At 71.7% G+C, this 19837-nt stretch carries 17 protein-coding genes; 9 read left to right on the top strand and 8 right to left on the bottom strand.

Annotated features, from left to right (window positions below):
- Positions 1-50 precede the first annotated feature (50 nt).
- Positions 51-767 carry a histidine utilization repressor gene (gene hutC / locus ACO2Q0_RS20020; protein ID WP_423353279.1) on the bottom strand — a complete coding sequence of 239 codons (717 nt, stop codon included), beginning with the start codon at positions 765-767 and terminating at the stop codon, positions 51-53.
- Complete coding sequence (locus tag ACO2Q0_RS20015; protein ID WP_423353278.1) at positions 764-2122, bottom strand: formimidoylglutamate deiminase; 1359 nt, start codon at positions 2120-2122, stop codon at positions 764-766. The genes hutC and ACO2Q0_RS20015 overlap by 4 nt, the downstream gene beginning before the upstream one ends.
- Before the next feature lie 69 nt (positions 2123-2191).
- On the opposite strand from ACO2Q0_RS20015, the gene hutI reads away from it, so the two are divergent.
- From hutI to hutU, 4 genes are read left to right on the top strand one after another with little or no spacing between them, the layout of a single operon-like run.
- The gene (hutI, locus tag ACO2Q0_RS20010; protein ID WP_423353277.1) at positions 2192-3373 is read left to right on the top strand and encodes an imidazolonepropionase; all 1182 of its coding nucleotides are present in this window, start codon (positions 2192-2194) and stop codon (positions 3371-3373) included.
- Entirely contained in the window at positions 3370-4890 is a 1521-nt protein-coding gene (hutH, locus tag ACO2Q0_RS20005; protein ID WP_423353276.1) for a histidine ammonia-lyase, read from the top strand. The genes hutI and hutH overlap by 4 nt, the downstream gene beginning before the upstream one ends.
- The gene (gene hutG, locus ACO2Q0_RS20000; RefSeq protein ID WP_423353275.1) at positions 4890-5702 is read left to right on the top strand and encodes an N-formylglutamate deformylase; all 813 of its coding nucleotides are present in this window, start codon (positions 4890-4892) and stop codon (positions 5700-5702) included. Before hutH ends, hutG begins: the two co-directional genes overlap by 1 nt.
- Positions 5699-7363 carry a urocanate hydratase gene (gene hutU / locus ACO2Q0_RS19995; RefSeq protein ID WP_423353274.1) on the top strand — a complete coding sequence of 555 codons (1665 nt, stop codon included), beginning with the start codon at positions 5699-5701 and terminating at the stop codon, positions 7361-7363. The genes hutG and hutU overlap by 4 nt, the downstream gene beginning before the upstream one ends.
- Here the strand turns inward: hutU and ACO2Q0_RS19990 are convergent.
- The gene (locus ACO2Q0_RS19990; RefSeq protein ID WP_423353273.1) at positions 7360-9000 is read right to left on the bottom strand and encodes a glycosyltransferase family 4 protein; all 1641 of its coding nucleotides are present in this window, start codon (positions 8998-9000) and stop codon (positions 7360-7362) included. The genes hutU and ACO2Q0_RS19990 overlap by 4 nt on opposite strands.
- Before the next feature lie 102 nt (positions 9001-9102).
- On the opposite strand from ACO2Q0_RS19990, the gene ACO2Q0_RS19985 reads away from it, so the two are divergent.
- Together ACO2Q0_RS19985 and ACO2Q0_RS19980 are read left to right on the top strand one after the other, a co-directional pair.
- A complete protein-coding gene (locus ACO2Q0_RS19985) occupies positions 9103-9900 on the top strand; it encodes a sialate O-acetylesterase (protein ID WP_423353272.1) in 798 nt (265 codons plus the stop codon).
- Complete coding sequence (locus ACO2Q0_RS19980) at positions 9900-10709, top strand: FkbM family methyltransferase (protein WP_423353271.1); 810 nt, start codon at positions 9900-9902, stop codon at positions 10707-10709. Before ACO2Q0_RS19985 ends, ACO2Q0_RS19980 begins: the two co-directional genes overlap by 1 nt.
- Here ACO2Q0_RS19980 and ACO2Q0_RS19975 read toward each other — a convergent pair.
- Positions 10696-12546, bottom strand: a complete 1851-nt coding sequence (locus tag ACO2Q0_RS19975) for a hypothetical protein (RefSeq protein WP_423353270.1) — start codon at positions 12544-12546, stop codon at positions 10696-10698. The two genes, ACO2Q0_RS19980 and ACO2Q0_RS19975, sit on opposite strands and share 14 nt — an antisense overlap.
- Before the next feature lie 105 nt (positions 12547-12651).
- Between ACO2Q0_RS19975 and ACO2Q0_RS19970 the strand changes: the two genes are divergently transcribed.
- The 3 genes from ACO2Q0_RS19970 to ACO2Q0_RS19960 all read left to right on the top strand — a co-directional run bounded on the left by ACO2Q0_RS19970 (position 12652) and on the right by ACO2Q0_RS19960 (position 15326).
- Positions 12652-14331: a glycosyltransferase family 4 protein gene (locus tag ACO2Q0_RS19970; RefSeq protein ID WP_423353269.1), complete on the top strand. Its 1680-nt coding sequence runs from the start codon at positions 12652-12654 to the stop codon at positions 14329-14331.
- Between the two features lie 81 nt (positions 14332-14412).
- A complete protein-coding gene (locus ACO2Q0_RS19965) occupies positions 14413-14787 on the top strand; it encodes a glycine zipper 2TM domain-containing protein (RefSeq protein WP_423353268.1) in 375 nt (124 codons plus the stop codon).
- The gene (locus ACO2Q0_RS19960) at positions 14787-15326 is read left to right on the top strand and encodes a hypothetical protein (RefSeq protein ID WP_423353267.1); all 540 of its coding nucleotides are present in this window, start codon (positions 14787-14789) and stop codon (positions 15324-15326) included. Before ACO2Q0_RS19965 ends, ACO2Q0_RS19960 begins: the two co-directional genes overlap by 1 nt.
- On the opposite strand, the gene ACO2Q0_RS19955 is transcribed toward ACO2Q0_RS19960, so the two are convergent.
- Genes ACO2Q0_RS19955 through ACO2Q0_RS19940 form a run of 4 tightly spaced genes read right to left on the bottom strand, consistent with a single transcriptional unit; the run spans position 15290 to position 19772 of the window.
- Positions 15290-16513: a glycosyltransferase family 4 protein gene (locus ACO2Q0_RS19955; RefSeq protein WP_423353266.1), complete on the bottom strand. Its 1224-nt coding sequence runs from the start codon at positions 16511-16513 to the stop codon at positions 15290-15292. The genes ACO2Q0_RS19960 and ACO2Q0_RS19955 overlap by 37 nt on opposite strands.
- Positions 16510-18156, bottom strand: a complete 1647-nt coding sequence (locus ACO2Q0_RS19950; RefSeq protein WP_423353265.1) for a hypothetical protein — start codon at positions 18154-18156, stop codon at positions 16510-16512. The genes ACO2Q0_RS19955 and ACO2Q0_RS19950 overlap by 4 nt, the downstream gene beginning before the upstream one ends.
- Positions 18157-18192: 36 nt before the next feature.
- Positions 18193-18939: an ABC transporter ATP-binding protein gene (locus ACO2Q0_RS19945; RefSeq protein WP_423353264.1), complete on the bottom strand. Its 747-nt coding sequence runs from the start codon at positions 18937-18939 to the stop codon at positions 18193-18195.
- Positions 18936-19772 carry an ABC transporter permease gene (locus ACO2Q0_RS19940; RefSeq protein WP_423353263.1) on the bottom strand — a complete coding sequence of 279 codons (837 nt, stop codon included), beginning with the start codon at positions 19770-19772 and terminating at the stop codon, positions 18936-18938. The genes ACO2Q0_RS19945 and ACO2Q0_RS19940 overlap by 4 nt, the downstream gene beginning before the upstream one ends.
- Positions 19773-19837: the final 65 nt, after the last annotated feature.

The raw sequence follows: 19837 nt of genomic DNA, 5'->3' as shown, positions 1-19837 counted from the left end.
CGCCCGCGTGACGAGGAAGCCTTCGGCCCGAGCCGGAGGCTTCTTTGCGTTCAGGCCTGCGAGGGCGTGAAGCGCGCGACCAGGTCGTAGGCCTCGCCGGGGAAGGTCATCCGCACCTCGGTGATCCGGTCGGCGCCCCGCCAGGTGCGCCGTTGCAGCACGAGGCAGGCTGCGCCGGCCGGAATGGCCAGCGCCCGGGCGGTGGATCGCGTGGCGGCGGCGGCGCCGATCCGGTGCTCGGCTTCGGTCCAGGGCACGTGGCCCAGCAGCCAGCTGCCCGGCGGCGTGGCGGCGAAGTCGACCGTGCGGGCGTCGGGGGCGGCGGCCAGGTTCACCAGGCGCTCCTCCAGGGCGAATGGGCGTCCGCCGGCGCGATGCAGGCAGCTCAACGCCAAGACGGGAGCGCCGGGCGGCAGATCCAGCGCATCCGCCTCGGCCGTGTCCGCGGGCCGCTCTTCGCGCGCCAGGAGCTCATAGGCATAGGCCTCGCCGCGGCCCGCCACCTCCGCGGCGATGTCAGGGATGTCCAGCACCGCGGAGTGGATCTTCGGCCTCGCGACGAAGCTGCCGGCGCGTCGGCGCCGCTCGATCAGCCCGGCCTCCGTCAGCGGCCCCAGCGCCTTGTTCACCGTCATCCGGGAGCAGCCGTACGCCGCCATCAGCTCGTGCTCGGCGGGGATGCGGTGGCCCGGCGGCCATTCGCCGGACAGGATGCGCCCCTGGACCTCGGCGCGGATCCGGCGATGCAGGGAGGCTTCGCCGCTCATGCGGTGATCCGGGCGAGCGCTTCGCGGTAGCGCGTGACGATCGCATCCCGGTCGATGTGCCGGCCCTGGGCGACCACCTGGCGGCCGCGCCGCCAGACGGCGCTCACGGGATTGTCGCGACAGGCGAAGATCCAAGCGTCCAGCAGGGCGTCGCCCGCGCGTCCGGCCAGCGACGGATGGGCAAGATCGAGGGCGACCACGTCGGCCGCCGCGCCGATACGCAGTCCCGCCTCGCCCCCGAGCGCCTGGGCGCCGCCGGCCAGCGCCGCCTGGAACAGTGCGGCGCCGGTCGAGCGGCCCGGCCCCCGCGCCGTCACGTTGCGCGCGCGATCCACCAGCCGCTGGGCGTACTCCAGCCCGCGCAGCTCGGCGGCCGCCTCGATCAGCACGTTGGAGTCCGTGCCCACGCCCAACGCGCCGCCCGCGGCCAGATAGGACCGTGTCGGGAAGACGCCGTCTCCCAGGTTGGCCTCGGTCACCGGACAGAGGCCCGCCACCGCCCCGCTCCTCGCCAGTCCGGCCGTCTCGTCGGGCGTCATGTGGGTGGCGTGCACCAGGCACCAGCGGCGGTCGACGGCGGCGTTCGCCAGCAGCCACTCCACGGGCCGTGCGCCCGACCAGGCGAGGCAGTCCTCCACCTCCTTCACCTGCTCGGCGGCGTGGATGTGGATCGGACCGTCCGTCATGGCGGCGACGTCGCCGAGCTCCTCGGGCGTGACGGCGCGCAGGCTGTGCGGCGCGGCGCCCACTGTGGCGTCGGGCAGGCCTCGAACTGCGGCGCGGCTGGCCTCCAGAAGACGGCCGAAGCCGTCCACGTCCTGGATGAAGCGGCGCTGGCCCGGTTTGGGCGGCAGCCCTCCGAAGTTGGAATGGGCGTAGAAGACCGGCAGCAGGGTGAGCGCGATGCCGGTGGTCTCGGCGGCGCCCACGATTCCCTGCGCCATCTCGGCCGGATCGGCATAGGCGCGGCCGTCCAGATCGTTGTGCAGATAGTGGAACTCGCCGACGCGAGTGAAGCCCGCCTCCAGCATCTCGGCGAAGGCGAGCTCGGCGATGGCGCGGTTGTGGTCGGGCGTCAGCCTGTCGACGAACAGGTACATGGCTTCGCGCCAGGTCCAGAAATTGTCGCCCTCCGGGCCGGCGACCTCGGCCATGCCCGCCATGCCGCGCTGGAAGGCGTGGCTGTGCAGGTTGCAGAGGCCGGGCAGGGCGGCGTCGTAGGCTGGTTCGCCCGGACGCCGCGCCGTGTCCCGCTGCAGGTCTGCGATCCGCCCCCCCGCGAGCGTCAGCCGCACGCCCCGCGCCCAGCCGTCGGCGAGCAACGCGTGATCGAACCAGAGCGAGCTTGCGGTCACTGGACACCCCTTCGGTCTCGGCCATAATGTCTATACATATCGACGGCGGCAAGCGCGGAGGGAGGACGGATGAAGGTCTGGCGGAACGCCCGTCTCGCGACCCTGTCGCCCCGCCTTCCAGGCCTTGGGGTGATCGAGGACGGCGCCGTCGCCGCCGACGGCGAGCGGATCGTCTATGCCGGGCCCGTGGCCGACGCCCCGGCGGGCGAAGTCATCGACTGCGAAGGCCGCTGGATCACGCCGGGGCTGATCGACTGCCACACCCACCTGGTCTACGCCGGCGACCGTGCGCACGAGTTCGAGCTGCGGCTGCAGGGCGCCACCTACGAGGAGATCGCGCGCGCCGGCGGCGGTATCGCCTCGACAGTGACGGCGACCCGCGCGGCGTCCGAGGCCGAGCTGACGGCCTTGGCCCGTCCCCGCCTCGAAGCCCTGATCGCCGAGGGCGCCACCACCGTGGAGGTGAAGTCCGGCTATGGCCTCACCACCGGGGACGAACTGAAGCAGCTCCGCGCCGCTCGTGCCCTGGGCGACCGGGCCTCCATCGCGACGACGTTCCTGGGCGCCCACGCCCTACCGCCGGAGTATGCCGGCAATCCCGACGGCTACATCGACCTGGTCTGCGAGGCGATGATTCCTGCGGTGGCGGAGGCGGGGCTCGCCGACGCGGTCGACGCGTTCTGCGAGGGCATAGGCTTCACGCCCGCACAGACGGAGCGGGTCTTCCAGGCCGCGCGGCGGCATGGCCTCGCGGTAAAGCTGCACGCCGAGCAACTCTCGAACCTGGAGGGCGCGGCGCTGGCGGCGCGATACGGCGCGCTTTCGGCCGACCATCTCGAGCATCTGGACGAGGCGGGCGCGGCCGCGATGGCCCAGGCGGGCACGACGGCCGTGCTGCTCCCCGGCGCCTACTACTTCCTGCGTGACGAGACGGCGCCGCCGATCGGCGCCTTGCGCGCCGCCGGCGTCCCGATGGCGGTGGCGACGGACAGCAATCCGGGGACCTCGCCGCTCACCTCGCTGCTGCTGGCCATGAACATGGCCGCAACCCTTTTCCGCCTCACCGTCGACGAGTGTCTGGCGGGCGTCACCCGCAACGCAGCACGCGCCCTGGGGCGTCAGGACCAGGTCGGAACGCTGGAGGCCGGCAAGGTCTGCGACCTCGCGATCTGGGACGTCGAGCGCCCGGCTGAGCTCGTCTACCGCATGGGGTTCAACCCGCTGCACGCCCGCGTCTGGAGGGGCAATTGACCGACATCGTGATCCGCCCCGGCGACACCCCGTTGGCCGACTGGCGTGCGATCTGGACCGGCGCCGCCTTGCGCCTCGACCCGGCCGCCACGGCCGTGGTCGCCGAAAGCGCGGCGGCGGTGGCGCGCATCCTGGCCAAGGGCGAGCCGGTCTATGGGATCAACACCGGCTTCGGGAAGCTGGCCACGGTGCGCATCGCCGACGGCGACCTCGCCACCCTGCAGCGGAACCTCGTGCTGAGCCACGCAGCCGGCGTGGGCGAGCCGTCGCCCCGCGCCGTGACCCGGCTGATGATGGCCTTGAAGCTGGCCAGCCTCGCCCAGGGCGCATCGGGCGTGCGGCCGGCGACCGTCGAGCTCCTGGAGCGGATGATCGCCCTGGACCTGATCCCCGTCGTCCCGGGGCAGGGCTCGGTCGGCGCCTCGGGCGACCTGGCGCCGCTCGCCCATATGGCGGCGGCGATGATCGGCGTCGGAGGGATCGAGACGGGCGGCCGGCGCGTCGACGCCGCCGCAGCGCTTTCCGAGGCGGGGCTGGCGCCGCTGGACCTGGGGCCGAAGGAGGGGCTCGCCCTGCTGAACGGCACCCAGTTCTCCACGGCCAACGCCCTGGCGGGCCTGTTCGAGGCCGAGCGGCTGTTCCGTTCCGCCCTGGTGACCGGGGCGCTGTCCACGGAGGCTGCCAAGGGATCGGACACGCCGTTCGACCACCGGATCCACGCGCTCCGCCGCCAGCGCGGCCAGATCGAGACGGCGGACGCGTTGAGGGCCTTGATGACCGGCTCGGCGATCCGCGCGTCGCACCTGAAGGACGATGAGCGCGTGCAGGATCCCTACTGCCTGCGCTGTCAGCCGCAGGTGATGGGCGCCGCCCTCGACGTACTGCGGCAGGCCGCCGCCACGCTGGAGACAGAGGCCAACGGCGTCTCGGACAACCCGCTCATCTTCCCGGACGCGGACGAGGCGCTGTCGGGCGGTAACTTCCACGCCGAGCCGGTGGCCTTCGCAGCCGACATGATCGCCCTGGCGGTCTGTGAGATCGGCTCCATCGCCGAGCGGCGCGTGGCGATGCTCGTCGATCCTGCCCTGTCGGGCTTGCCGGCGTTCCTCACGCCGCAGCCGGGCCTGAACTCGGGCTTCATGATCCCGCAGGTGACGGCCGCGGCCCTGGTTTCCGAGAACAAGCAGCTCGCCCACCCCGCTAGTGTCGACTCCATCCCGACCAGCGCGAACCAGGAGGACCACGTCTCCATGGCCGCGCACGGGGCCCGCCGACTCCTGGCGATGACGCGGAACCTTGAGGGGGTGCTCGCCGTCGAGCTGCTCGCGGCGGCGCAAGGCTGCGATTTCCACGCGCCGCTCAGATCCAGCGATGTGCTGGAGGGTGTGCGGGGCCGCCTGCGCCGCGACGTGCCGCCGCTGGACCACGACCGCCATTTCGCCCCCGACATCGCCGCGGCCGCCGCCATCCTGCGGAACGGCGAAATGGCGCTCGGCGACCTTCCGGGCGTGGCCTGATGGACTGGCTGGAGGTCACCCGCGGCGACGCGCCGCTGGTCGTCAGCTTTCCGCACACCGGCACGGACATTCCGGCCGACGTCGAGGCGCGGCTCGTCTCGCCGTGGCTCGCCCGCAAGGACGCCGACTGGTGGATCCACCAGCTCTATGACTTCGCCGCGGACCTGGGCGCGACACTGGTCCGCACCCGCGTCTCGCGGACGGTCATAGACGTGAACCGCGATCCGTCGGGCGCCTCGCTTTACCCCGGGCAGGCCACCACTGAACTCTGTCCGACCACCACCTTCGACGGCGAGCCGCTGTACCGGGTGGGCCAGGCGCCCGACCCGGCGGAGGTCGCCCAGCGCCGCGGCCGGTGGTTCGATCCCTATCACGCCGCGCTCGCGGCCGAGCTGGAGCGGCTGCGCAGCGCACACGGCAAGATCGTGCTCTACGAAGCCCATTCGATCCGCTCGCGGATCCCGCGCCTGTTCGAGGGCGAGCTGCCGAACTTCAACATCGGCGCCAACTCGGGCGCGGCCTGCGATCCCGGACTGGTGGCGGCGATCGAGAGCGCCTGTGACGTCTCGGGCTTCAGCCGCGTCACCGACGGCCGCTTCAAGGGCGGGTGGACGACCCGCCGTTACGGCCGCCCTGGGACCGGCGTGCACGCCATCCAGATGGAGCTCGCCTGCCGCGGCTACATGGACGAGCCCGAGGGCGAGCCTTCGCCCGAGACCTGGCCCACGCCGTACGACGCAGACCGGGCGCGCTTCATGCGCCAGACCCTGACCCACGTCCTCAACGCCTGCCTGGATTTCGCCCGCCGATGACCCGTCACGACCCGAACCGCGTGATCCGCCCGCCGATAGGCCCCGAGCTGACCTGCAGGAGCTGGCTGACCGAGGCGCCGCTCCGCATGCTGATGAACAACCTGCATCCGGACGTCGCCGAGAACCCCGCCGACCTCGTGGTTTACGGCGGCGTCGGCCGCGCGGCCCGCGACTGGGAGAGCTACGACCGGATCGTCGAGACCCTGAAGCGGCTCTCCGACGACGAGACCCTGCTGGTTCAGTCGGGCAAGCCCGTGGGCGTGTTCCGCACCCACCCCGATGTGCCCCGCGTGCTGATCGCCAACTCCAACCTGGTGCCCAGATGGGCCAGCTGGGAGCACTTCAACGAGCTCGATCGGAAGGGCCTGGCCATGTACGGCCAGATGACCGCGGGCTCCTGGATCTACATCGGCACCCAGGGCATCGTTCAGGGCACCTACGAGACCTTTGTGGAGATGGGCCGCCAGCACTATGGCGGCGACCTCTCGGGCAAATGGCTGCTGACGGCGGGCCTCGGCGGCATGGGCGGCGCCCAGCCCCTGGCGGCGGTGATGGCGGGCGCCTCGTGCCTGGCGATCGAGTGCCAGCCCAGCCGCATCGAGATGCGTCTGCGCACCGGCTATCTCGATCATTCGGCGGAGACGCTGGACGAGGCGCTGGCGATCATCGACCGCGCCAGGGCCGAGAAGCGCGCGGTCTCGGTGGGCCTGCTCGGCAACGCCTGCGAGGTGCTGCCCGAGATGCTGAAGCGCGGCGTGCTGCCCGACCTGCTCACCGACCAGACCTCGGCCCACGACCCGGTGAACGGGTACCTGCCCAAGGGCTGGAGCCTGGAGCGGTGGTTCGCCATGCGCGAGCAGGCGCCCGATCAGGTGGAGGAGGCGGCCCGCGCCTCGATGGCCGAGCACGTGCAGGCGATGCTTGAGTTCAGGAAGCGCGGCGTGCCGACGGTCGACTACGGGAACAACATCCGCCAGGTGGCCAAGGATGCCGGCGTCACCGACGCCTTCGACTTCCCGGGCTTCGTGCCGGCCTACATCCGCCCGCTGTTCTGCCGCGGGATCGGCCCTTTCCGCTGGGCGGCGCTGTCCGGCGATCCGGAGGACATCTTCAAGACCGACGCCAAGGTGAAGGAACTGATCCCTGACAACCCGCACCTGCACAACTGGCTCGACATGGCCGGCAAGAAGATCCGGTTCCAGGGCCTGCCGGCGCGGATCTGCTGGGTGGGCCTCGGCGACCGGCACCGGCTGGGCCTGGCGTTCAACGAGATGGTGGCCAAGGGCGAGCTGAAGGCGCCGGTGGTGATCGGCCGCGACCACCTCGACTCCGGCTCGGTCGCCTCCCCCAACCGCGAGACCGAGGCCATGCGCGACGGCTCGGACGCGGTCTCGGACTGGCCGCTGCTGAACGCGCTGCTCAACACCGCTTCAGGCGCCACCTGGGTGTCGCTGCACCACGGCGGCGGCGTGGGCATGGGCTACTCCCAGCACTCGGGCATGGTCATCGTCTGCGACGGCACCGAAGCCGCCGCGAGGCGGATCGAGCGCGTGCTCTGGAACGATCCGGCCACCGGCGTGATGCGCCACGCCGACGCCGGCTACGACATCGCGCTCGCCGTCGCCCGCGAAAAGGGCCTGGACCTGCCGGGGATCCTCTAGACGACCCGCACTAGGTTCATCTTCACCAGCCGGGCGACGACCTCCACGGCAAGCCCGGTCCCCAGCTTCGCCGCGGCCTGAAGCTCGGCGACGCTGGCCGGCCCCGCAGCGAGGCGGGCGAACATGGCCTCGATGATGGGCGCACTCACCCTCAGGCGGTTGAAGAGGATCTGCCCCTCCAGCGCGGCGTAGGCCTCGGGCGACGCGCCGGCGGCGGCGGCGACCAATGTCTCGGGGCCCAGCGCCGCCGTGGAGAAGCCGGCGAAGGCTTCGAAGGGCTCGCGGTGGCCAGGCGTGGCGCGGGGCGCCCGGTCCCAGTAGTCGCGGCGCTCGGCATAGTCGCGCTCGCGCACGGCGGTGAGTTCGTCCCAGAGCGCCTGGTAGCGGCGGTAGACCACCGCCCAGTCGTAGTCCTCGCGCGCCCGCCGCCGCCCGGTCTCACCCATCCGTCGGCGAAGGTCGGGATCGCGCACCAGCGCGGTCAGACGGTCGAGCAGGACGCCATAGTCCATCGAGACCGCCGCGCACGTCCGATAGAGCAATTGATCGTAGTTCATCGCGCCGGCCTCGTAGGCCAGGGCGACGTGCTTGAGGTGCCCCGGCGCGGGCGCCAGCGTGGGTATCCGAAATCCGTCTTCGCCGTCCCGAACCGTGTCGCGATAGCCGTCCCAGTCGCTGACCACCACGGGCAAGCCCGAGGCCATGGCTTCCAGCGGCGTGATGCCGAACGTCTCCTGGATGTTGTCGGACAGCGAGGTGAAGATGTCGGCCCCGGCCCACGCTGCCCGGTACAGGTCGAAATCCTTGCCGTCGACGTAGACGGCCCGGACGCTGGGGCAGAAGGCGGCGAGGCCGGCGTCGTAAGCGCCCTTGATCGCCTCGGTGGGCGCCTGGCCGGCGAGCACGAGCGCGAGCTTGACGCCGGTGGTCTGGGCCGCCGCCTCCAGCGCCTGGAACATCTGGAAGGGGTGGGCCTTGCCGTGGAAGCTGATGCGGCCGGCGAACAGCACCGCGACCTCGTCGGGGGCCAGGCCGAGGGCCGTCCGGGCGGCCGCCCGCTCGTCGGCGGTGAAGTCGAAGTCCCGGGTGTGGACGCCCAGCGGGATGATCGGCAGCTGCGGCCTCGGGGGCCGCACGGTGGCGCCGGCGCGCCAGCTCAGCAGGTCCTCGCTCGCCTCCAGAACGCCTTCGAGCACGCCGCGCGCCGCGCGAGAGGTGCAGATCAGGGCGTCCCACGGCGCGAGCGGCAGCGCCGGATAGCCGGCGAAGGTGGCGAGCGGCGGGCCGGAGAGGGTGTGGGTGACGCCGCAGATGCTGAAGCGGGCCGGGCCCGCCCGCAGCCGCAGGTTCGCCAGACCTCCGAGATCGCCGTCCGGACGGAATGCCACCCCGCGGGCCGAAAGGCCCCTGAGGTCGCCGCGGTCGATCCAGCGGGTTTGCCCGTTCGGATCGATCTCGGTCACGGTCTGCTGGAACGCGGCGCCGGCGTCGCTGAACGGCGAGAATCCCCAGAGCGGCCGTCCGGCATGCGCGGCCACGGCCGCGCGCAGGAAGCCGTTGCCCGCGGACTGCCGGCCCATCAGCTTTGGCCCGTCCATGCGGTAGCCGTCGTTCTCGAAGAGGATCGCCGCGTCCATGCGGGGGCACTAGCATGACCGACCGCACCGCCCAACGGGCCTCGTCTTGCCGCCGCCCCGGCGATGTCCTAGGCCGGCGACAGGTCGCGAGCGGGGAGACGCATGGCGAGATTCTTCGGCCCGGTCCTGCTGGCCCTGGCGATCGGACTGGCGAGCTGTTCCGCGAAGCCGAAGGCGGACCTCGTGGTGCTGGCGGGCCAGTCCAATGCGCTGGGCTATCTCACGCGCGCCGATGTTCCGGTCGAGATCCGCTGGCCCGATCCGGAGGTGCGCATCTGGCGTGACGGCCGGTTCGAGATGCTGGAGCCCGGACGCAACACCGGCTCCCCGAACCGCCCCGAGGCCTGGGGGCCGGAGGCGTCGTTCGCCCGCGTCTGGCGCGAAACCCGACGCGATCGGCCGCTCTACATCGTCAAGCTCGCCCGGGGCTCGACCTCCCTGGCTCCGGCGGAGGGCCGTGACTGGTCGCCGGCGTCGGGCGAGCTGTTCGCCGAAGCGACGCGGGAGGTGGAGGCGGCCAAGGCGGCGCTGTCCGCCCAGGGGCGGGCGCCGCGGATCGCGGCGATCCTGTGGGTCCAGGGAGAAGCCGACGCGATCGACCCGGCCATGGCGAGGGCGTACCGTGCAAACCTCACCAGCCTGATCAAGACGATGCGCCTGGGCTGGTCCGCGCCGCAGGCCGTGGTGGCCGTGGTCCGCATCCCCGACATCGGCGCACAGGCGGGTCAGGTCCGCGCCGCCCAGGCCGCCGTCGACGACGCGGACCCGCTGACGGTTTCCGTGGATGCGAAGGGGCTTCCCATGCAGGCGGACGGCCTGCATATCGCCGCCTCGGGCCAGGTGCGGCTGGGTCAGGCTCTCGCCCGCGCTGTCCTGCCGCTGGCCCCCAGAGGACTTTGATGAACGAGCCGGCCGCCCAGATGTACGAGACGCGCGACGGCAGGATGCTGGGGCTGCGCGGCGACGCCTATGTGAGCCGGTCGCTCGAGCTCTACGGCGAGCTCAGCCCGCCCGAGCGGCAGCTCCTGGAACAGCTTGTCCGGCCGGGCCAGACGGTCGTCGAGGTCGGCGCCAACATCGGGGCCTTCACCCTGGCGCTCGCGCGGCGCTGCGCGCCGGGGCCGCTCTATGCCTTCGAACCGCAGCAGCGGATCTTCCAGCTCCTCTGCGCCAACCTCGCGCTGAACGATATCGGCAACGTCGTCGCGCTGCCGGAGGCATGCGGCGACGCGGAAGGGCAGGCGCTGATCCCGCCGATCGACTACGCCGGCCAGAACAATTTCGGCGGCGTCTCGCTGCAGCCCGCGGCCGGGGCGGCGCGCGGCCAGCGGGTGAGGGTGCGCACCCTCGACAGCCTGGACCTGCCGGCTTGCCACCTGCTGAAGGTCGACGTGGAAGGCTTCGAGCCGCAGGTGCTGCGCGGCGCGCGAGAGACCATCCTGCGGACGCGGCCCATCCTCTACGTCGAGAACGACCGTGCAGCGCAGCAGGGCGAGGTGATCGGGCTCATGGCCGACATGGGCTACAGGCTGTACTGGCACACGCCAGCTCTGTACGCGCCCGGCAACTTCAAGGGCGAGACGCAGAACGTGTTCGGACGGATCGTCTCGGTGAATGTGCTGGGCCTGCCGCGGGAAACCGGCCGGCGGGTGGGCGACGCGGAGGAGATCGACCCCGCCAACTGGGCGTCGCCCGTCAGGGTGGGCTAGGCGCCCAGTCCTTCGGTCCGACCACCTTCTGATCGCGGGCCACCACCTCGTCGTGGTGCAGATAGGTCCACCATACGGCGTCCACCACCTCGGTCCGCAGCGGCGTCGCGCCATCGCCGAACAGCAGGTTGTCGATGTCCAGCGCCAGCGCCTGGCGAGAGAGTTCGACGCGCAGCGCGTCGTCGTCGATCACCTTGAGGGCGGCGGCGATGTACGCCTCTTCGGTCTTGGCGACCAGCCACTCGGGCATCCGCAGACGGCGCAACAGCATGGAATCGGTGCGGCCATGCGGCTCGGGGCACTCCAGCGCCACCACCGGGAGCCCCTGGCGCAGTGAATCGACGACACTGTGTAGCCCGCCGAACGGGAACGGGCTCAGGTTCAGGTCGCAGGCTGAGAGGAGCCGCAGGTACTCGTCGTAGCGCAGGCGGCCATGCACGATGGCCCCCGGCAGGGCCTGATCGACCACCCGGCGGATCGCGAGGTGCTCCGAGCCGCCGGCGTTGGGGAAGAGGTGGAACTCCAGCGGGCGGGCGGCTTGCTCGCGGATCTGGCGCAGCACGGCGAAGAAGTGCGGGTTCAGCTTCAGCAGGTTGCTGGGCAAGGCCACGCGAAGCGGGTCGGCCTTATCGCGGATCGCCGGCGGAACGGGCTGGTAGGCCGGTGAGCGCTCGAACACGAGGGCCTCGTCGGGCATCAGCAGCAGGCGCTCGCCGAACAGCGCCGGGTCCGACACGTACCCCTCCTCGGTGAGGTAGTAGTCGATAGGCGGGCAGAAGGTGGACGCCGAGTGGCCGAGCGCGGTCATCTGGATCGGCGCGAAGCGCAGGTTGGCGAGCATCGGCCCCCAGTGGCGCATGCCGACGCTGGGCCAGAAGACGATGTCGGGCCGGGTCTCGGTGAGCACCCGAGCCACCTCCAGCAGATGCTCGCCGCGCGCGCCGCGCTGGAAGGTGTGCACCTCGTCGTAGAGGGCGCGGACCGCATCGTCGACCTCGCTGTCCTCGGTGACCAGCACCAGTTCGAAGCGCTGCCGCAGCTGGCGGAGGTACTGACCGAAGTAGCGGTACTGCACGTGATTGGAGTGCATGATCTCGGCCGCCACGGCCATGCGTGGCCGGTCCTTGATCTCGCGACGCTCGGGCAACTCCGGCTCTCGCATGCGGATCTGGCGCGCCAGATCGGCGAGGGTGCGGTTCAGGGGAACCTTGATCTGGTGTTTGCGAGGATGGCTCGCATAGCTGCAGAGCATCCAGGCGACGCTGAGGGACGTGATCTGATTGACGGTCGCCGGGAGCGGGGCCGGGCGGAGTTCGTTCGCCTTGCCCACGAATGCTTCGCGGCGGGCGGCTCCAAGCGCCGAGACCACCGGCTTGGTGGCGACCAGGGAGATGTAGGCCACCTGCGCGATCTCGGCGGGCAGCGACAGGATGTCGTCCGGGCCGAACTCCACGTCGGAATCGAGGGACAGCAGCAGCGTCGCCTTCGCCAGTCGCATTGGGTTCAGGAGCTGGGCGGCGGGCGTTCCGCCGCGGGCCTGGAATCCGATGGCGCGGAGCACGTGGTCGAAGCTGCCGATCGGACTGGCGCGGACCAGGTTCTCCAGCTCCTGGCGGTAGACGAGCGCCTCCATGATCTGGTTCGGGGCGACCTCGAAGCCCGGGTCGGCGATTATCGTGCCGATCGCCGCCATCAGCCGGCCGGAGAGGGCCGCATCGTCGTTGCGCCGGGTGGCGGCCGCGTCGACGAGACCACGCAGGGCCGCCAGCAGATGGGGCCAGCGGTCCGGTGTCCGGTTCAGGGCCGCGTGTTCCAGGCCGGCGATGTCGATGTTCATGCTGTTCCTTGGCGTCCGCCGAGCCGTTTAGCGGGCGGCGGCGGCGAGTCCAAGCGGGCCGGGCCGGGGCGTGGCGTTCGGCGCGTGGTGGTGTAGGGAGGCTGCATGGGGTCGCGCCTTTCCATCTACCACCCGTCGGGCCAGGTGAGCCTCGGCGCCAATCCGTTCGGCAAGGACGTCGCCAACCTGCAGCTCATCCAGGCGCTAGCGCGCCACGGCGGCTTCGAGCAGGTCGACATCCTCTCGGCCAGGCAACCTTCCCAGGCGGACCTCCAGGCGGGCCTGTTGGGCGGCGACGGCGGGGGGACGAAGCTCGCGTGGGCGCCGCTGCTGGGCTCCGCCGCGCCCGCGGCTTCGGGCGCCCTGCTGCGGGGCCAGCCCTACATCAGCGAACTGGGCTGGCTGCGGCGTCGCGCCGGAGGCGACCGGGCCTACAGCCTGCTGGGCCTGGCGCACACGCTCGCACCGCCGGCCGTGCGGGAGATGATCGCCGCCAGCCTGACCGCGCCGACCCATCCGTGGGACGCGATCATCTGCACCTCGCCCAGCGTCCAGGACGGCCTGGCCCGCATGTTCGCTGACCTGGGGGAGCACCTGGCCGAGCGGACCGGCGGCCGCCCACCGCCGCAGCCGGCGCTGCCGATCGTCCCGCTCGGCGTGGACGGCGCGGCGTTCGCGGCCATGGCCGACCGTCCCGCCGCCCGGGCGACGCTGCGCCAGGAGCTGGGGCTCGGCGCGGACGACGTCCTGGTGCTCTGGGTGGGGCGCCTGTCGTTCTTCGAAAAGGCCTTCCCGCAGCCGATGTTCAAGGCCGTCCGCCAGGCGGCGGAGACCGCCGCCGCGCCCGAAGGCCGGAAGGTCGTGTTCGCGCTTGCCGGATGGTTCCCCGACGCCGCCGACCGGGACCGGTACGCGGCGGCCGCCAAGGCCCATGCCGGCGACGTGGACGTCCGCTTCGAGAACGGCAACGACCGCGACCGACTGGCCGATCTCTGGGCGGCGGCGGACGTCTTCCTCTCGCTGGTCGACAACATCCAGGAAACCTTCGGAATCACGCCCCTCGAAGCCATGGCGGCGGGCCTTCCGGTCGTGGCCAGCGACTGGGACGGGTACCGCTTCACGGTCCGGCACGGCGAAGAGGGCTTCCTGATCCCAACCCTGGGCGGCCCCTCGGCGGGCGGGCTCGGCGCCGCGATGGTCACGCGCCACGTGATGGAGCTGGAGTCCTACCAGACCTACGTCGGCGCCGTTGCGCAGCACACCGCCGTGCACATCGGCCGCTGCGCCGAGGCCTTGGCCGAGCTGATCCGCTCTCCGGACCTGCGGCGCAGGATGGGCGCGGCCGGACGGGAGCGGGTTCGCACGGCCTTCGACTGGCCCGTGGTGGCGCGGCAGTACCATGCGCTGGTGGAGGAGCTCGGGCGCGTGCGCGCCGCCGCCGCCGATCCGCCGTCGGGCCGCAGCGCCAATCCGGTGAAGGGCGATCCCTTCGTCGATTTCGCCCACTTCGCCACCGAGACGCTCACCGTGGACAGCCGGCTTTCCGCCGCGCCCGGCGTGACGTCGCAGGACGTGCTGAATACCGAGGCCGTCGTCCTCGACCGCGCCTACGCGCCCCTGCGGGCGTCCCCCGCGAGCTGCGCCCGGGTCGTGGAGCTGCTGAACGACCGCGGTCCGCTCACCGTGCGCGAGATCCTGCTGGCGTTCCCGAAGGGCGAACGGCGGGCGCTGGAGCTGGCGCTCGCCTGGATGGCCAAGCACGGCTTTGTCGACTGGCTGACGTAGGCCGCGCATCCGATCCGGCCGCCGGACGTTTTCCATCGCTGAGCCTCGCGCAGACGAGGCGACACGCAGAGGAGAATGTTCATGCGGATCGGCATGATGGCGGGCGCCGTGCTCGCCGTGGCCGCCCTGCCTGCTGTCAGTCAGGCGGCCTGTCAGAAACGGACCACCGGCACGGTGGTCGGCGCCGTCGCCGGCGGCCTGCTGGGCAACGCGGTGGCGGGTCGTGGAGACCGGACGGAAGGCACGCTGCTGGGCGCAGCCGTCGGCGGCTTCGCGGGCAACCAGCTGACCAAGTGCAACAAGCGCTACAGCTCGCGCAGCTATTCCGCGAGCCGCAGCTACCGCCAGGCCTCCTACGCGCCGCGCTACCGCGAGCCGTCGTGCCGCTATGAGACGCGGACCTACTACGACCAGTACGGCCAGCCGGTCTCGGCGCCGGCCCGGATCTGCCGGTGATGCGTATGCGAAACGGAGCGACCCTTGTCGTCGCGGTCTCCGCGGCTCTCGCCCTGGCCGCCTGTGAAGGCGGCCAGCGCAACCGCACCGCCGCGGCGGGCGGCGACGGACTCTGCAAGCCGTTCGTGGGTACGGCCCAGGCGGCCTCCCCGGGGCTTGGCGTCGACGGCGGCCTGGCGGTGGACGACTGCCTGCACCGCTGGGGCTATACCCTGGCCAAGGCGGACGACGACGCGGGCGCGGTCGCCCAGGCGGTGGTGGCCGCGTGCAGCGCGCCGCTCGCCCGCTGGAACCAGCAGACGCTCAGCAACGCCGCGGCCATGGGCGGCGGACAGTCGATGGAAGCGCCCAGCCTGCTGACCGGCGAATCCACCAATCCCATCGCCGAGCACAACAACTTCGCCGATGGGCGGGCGCTGTTCTACGTCGTCCAGGCCCGCGCCGGGAAATGCGATGCGCCGAGGGCCCGGGACGACGACGATGACCGGGCGGCGGCTCCGGCTCAGCCGGCCGTCGTGCCCAACAGCCCGGACCGCTGAGCCGTCACCGCAGCCTGCACGGCGTCGGGCAGGCTGCGGAGCCAGGCTTCGGGCGAGAGCTGCCGCGCCACCCGCTCCCGTCCGGCGGCGGCGAGGCGCGCGCCGAGGCCGGGCTCATCGCGCAGCCTGCGCAGCGCCTCGGCGGCGGCCTCTATGTCGGGCTCGAACCAGCTTTGGCCGCGATAGATGGCCTGCGGGTCGTCGACGGGCGCGCTCCGGGTCGGCACGAGCACGCCGGAGGCGTCGTCCATAAAGTCGAGATTGCCGCTGGCGCCGGTGGCTACGACGGGCGTTCCCAGGGCCATCGCCTCAGCCATAACCAGTCCGAAGCCTTCGGCGCGATGGAGGGAGACCAGGGCGTCCGCCCCGGCGATCAATCGCTTCACCTCGGCATAGGGCCAGGTTTCGTCGATGATCCGCACGGCGCCGGAAGCCTTCGCGCGAAGCGCTGCGAGGGCTTGTGGGTGGGCCCTCCCGTTCTGTGTCTTGATCACCAGCTCGCAGGCCGGATCGTCGCCGAACGCCTGGCGGAAGGCGGCGATCACGCCCTCCGGGTTCTTTCGCGCGGCGGACGAATTGAAGTCGAACAGCGCAACCGCCTGGAATTCGGTCGCCCGCGGCGCCGGCGTCACCTCGGCGTAGTCCTCGAGGAAGAGCGGGTGCGGAACGACGCGAACCGGCGCCCGGGCGCCGGCGAACGCCTGGGCGACATAGCGGCTCGGCGTCCAGACCTCGTCGACGAGGGCGGCGTCGTCCAGCCAGTCACGCGGTCCCTTCGGCAGCTCCCAGGCCCAGTAGCCGAAGCGCGGACCCGTCACCCGCCGCGGGCCCATCGCGGCCAGCGCGCCGACGAGCTCCGGCGGATTGAGATGGAATATCCAGATGGCGGGGGTGTCGGTCCGGAGGCTGGCCTTCCAGTCCAGGCCCTGATCGATCGCGACGGTCTCCACCGGCGCGCCCAGCGCTTCGAAGGCGCGAGCGGCGAGGCGCGCCGAAGCGGCGATGCCATGGCTGCCGTTGAAGAGGCCCACCAGCCGGATCGGCAGCAGCCCGCTGACCTGCGCCGGGGGCCGTCCCGCGGCGTGGGCATAGGCCCGCAGGCCCTGGCGGACGGCGGGCGCGACCGCGCGCCGCACCGGCGTCGGCAGCGCCTTGCGCCAGATCCCCTGCAGCGCCCGCAGACTCATCGACGACCCTTGAGGCTCGCGCGGGCGACCCGCATCGTGAGTCCTCCGCGCAGCTTCTCGGGCAGGCTCTCCGGCGGCGCCCCGTACTCGGCGAGGCCGCCCGCCAGGAGCCAGCGGAGATAGCGGAACCGGCTGACGGCGGTGTCGAGCGGATAGAGCTTCTGCAGGTCCGGCCGCACGTCCCAGATCTCGCGGAACAGGGTGAGGCCGGCGCGCGGGTCCGGCGCGAGATGCGGCGCCTGAAGCGCGGCGCGAAGGCGGGCGGGCCAGCCTGCGCGGTGCGGCAGCCCGAACGCGGCGAACAGCAGGCGGCGGAGCTCGGAGGGACGCCGCTCGGTCTCGGCCAGCTCGGCGGCCCGGGCGAGCACCGCAGGACTGGCCAGCAGCCGGTCGGTCTCGTGGTCGGGCAGTGCGTCCATCGCGAACTCGCCGGCCACGGCCATCGGACCGATCCACCAGGCGGTGAGCTCGTCGCCCCGGAAGCGTTCGGCCGGATCGGCCGGTCCCCTCAATCCCGATGCGGCCTCGGCGGAAATCCGGTCCGCCCCCAGCGCCTGGGCGTTGGGCGCGAACCACCAGGGATAGGCGGCGGCGGGCTGGTCGGCGGCGAGGGCGGCCATCACCCGGGTCATCTCGGGATGCGCCGGGTCGGCCCCGTCCAGCCAGGCTTCCGTCGCCGGGCCGAGGCCGTCGGGGAAGGTCTGTCCGGCGCGGGCCGCCTGCAGGGCGGCCAGCCGATGGGCCGGCCGGATCCGTCGCCCGGAAGCGAAACGGTCGAAGCCGTAGCCCAAGGCCTTGGCCTCGGCGTGGCCGTTCGCGCGGAGGGCGGCGGCGTAGTCGGCGAGCAGGCCCGCCATGGGCGATCCCGCCAGGACCCGGAAGCGGTTCTGATGCTTGGAGAGGTTGAGCGGCCGCGCGGGATCGAAGCCCGAGAAGTGGAAAAAGATCAGCGGCCGCCCGTCGACGCGCCAGCCTTCCGCGGTCCGCGAGAGTTCGCGGCCTTCGAGGTTCCAGTAGGCCAGGTTCAGGCCGGGGTGATCGAGGATCGCGGCGTTCGGCACGAAGTCGGGCGCCTGATCCATCCACCTCTGGTCGGTGAAGATCCCCTCGTCCGGCGCGACGCGGCTGTCGAAGCGGCAGCGCTCGGCCCACCAGTCGATGAGCTTGCCCACCTGCGGATCGGGGCGGCAGGCCAGGAAGCCCAGGTTGAACCGGCCCGACGCCGCAAGGTCCGCGTTCGTCGGATTGCCCGGCGTGGTCAGGGGCCGCAGCGTGTGCGGCGTCAGCGCCAGGGGCGCGGCGCGCAGGCCGTCCCACACCGGCTCCAGCGGCCGGAAGACGTAGATGTCGGGATCGAGGTAGGTGACGCTCGTCACGCCCGTCTGGGCCAGCAGCGCCCGGAAGGCGAACGGCTTCACCGCCGTGTTCAGCTCCAGCGCCTCGTAATAGACGCTCATGTCGCGGACGGGGGCGCCGAGTTCGGCCGCCTCGATCACCTCGGCGAGGGGGGCGAGCTCCGGGATCGGCCCGTCGGCCGCCACCACGATCCGGCGGGCGGCGGGCTCGGCGTGGCTGAGGCTCTGCATGAGCGTCGCCGCCTGGGCCGCGTAGTTCCGCGACACGATGGTGAAGATGACGTCCACGCCCTGATCCTTGGCGCCGGCGTACCAGTCCGGCGCCTAGGCCGCCAGCAGCTCGTCCACCCGGCGGATGTCGACGACCTCCGAGGCGACGCCGGCCTCGAGGCGCATCACCTTGTTGCAGTAGAGGCGCAGCAGGTCGACGTCGTGGGTGGCGAGAACCAGGATGCCGGCCCGCTCGACGAGGCCCAGGAGGCGCTTGTGGGCGAGCTTCTGGAAGTCGCTGTCGCCGACCGCGATCCACTCGTCCATCAGGAGCACGTCGCATTCCACCGCCGTGGCGGCCGCGAACGCCAGGCGCGCCTGCATGCCGGCCGAATAGGTCTTCACCGGCATAGCCAGGAACGGTCCAAGGCCCGTGAATTCGGCGATCTCGTCCATCCGCGCCTCGACCTCCTTGGCCGAGAGGCCCGCGATGCGGCCGCGCAGGCGGATGTTGTCATAACCCGTGGCCGTGAGGTCGATGCCCAACTGCAGGTCGAGCAGGGCGGCGATGCGGCCCTGGACTTCGATCATCCCCTCGTCCGGCTCGTAGGCGCCGGAGAGCGCGCGCAGCAGGGTGGTCTTGCCCGAGCCGTTGTGGCCGATCAGGCCCAGCCGGTCGCCGGCCTTCAGCTCCAGGTTCAGGTCCTGCAGGGCCGTGACGTCGGTCGCGCCGAAGTGGCGGCCGAGCTTGCCGCCGACCGCGACGCTGACCAGCGACTTCTTCAGCGACTTGGCGTCCACCCCATAGACCGGGAAGCGGATCGTGAGGTCGGAGCAGGTGATGGAGACGGGCGGGCTCATAGGTAGTGCACGATCCGGCGCCGGGTGCGGGCGAAGATGGCGAAGGTGAGCGCCCAGCCGATCAGCGCCATGGCCACCAGCACCCCGTAGCTGACCGGCGCCACGGCCTTCCCCAGCAGCGGGCTGCGGACCGCGTCCAGCATGTGGAAGAAGGGGTTCAGGTGCAGGATCGCCATGTGCTCGCCCGAGAAGCGCTGCGGGGTCCAGAACACCGGCGTCATGAAGATGGCGAACTGCATGACCGACACGACGATCTGCGGGATGTCGCGGAATCGCGCCGAGGCGATGGCGGCGAGCGTGCTGATCCAGCCGGCGTTCAGCACCATCAGCACGAGGCCGGCCAGCGCCAGCAGCGGATGCGCCTTGCCCCAGTAGCCGTAGAAGGTCAGCACGGCGATCACGATAACCAGGTGGTGGGCGAGGCTGATGAGATTCCGCAGGATCGTGCGCCAGACGAAGGTGAACATCGGCAGGCTGGTCTGCGAGAGCATGCCCTTGGCCTGGACGAAGGTCTCGCAGCCTTCGTTGATGATGCCCGTCATCACGCCGAAGAAGACGATGCCGAGCGCCACGAACGGCAGGAACTCGTTCAGCGGGATGCTGAAGAGGTTGGCGTAGAGGAAGCCGATGCCCAGGACCATCAGGCCCATGGACAGCGTGATCCAGAACGGGCCCAGGATGGAGCCGCGGTAGCGCGAGACGATGTCGTGCCAGGCGAGCGACCACGCGAGCCCGAGCCGCTGGCCCGAGCCCTTCAGGTCACGAAACGCCATCTGAAGCTGGAACAGCCCGCCGCGCTGGCCGGTCCGCAGCATGTGGGTGGCCGAGTCCATCAGCTCTCCCGAAAGAAGGCGCCGGAGGTATCAGGCGCGCCTGCCCGGTGCAAGGCGAGCCGGAA

The sequence above is a fragment of the Phenylobacterium sp. VNQ135 genome, from assembly GCF_049445735.1.
GTDB lineage: Bacteria > Pseudomonadota > Alphaproteobacteria > Caulobacterales > Caulobacteraceae > Phenylobacterium.
This window is presented reverse-complemented; position numbering and strand designations above follow the sequence as displayed.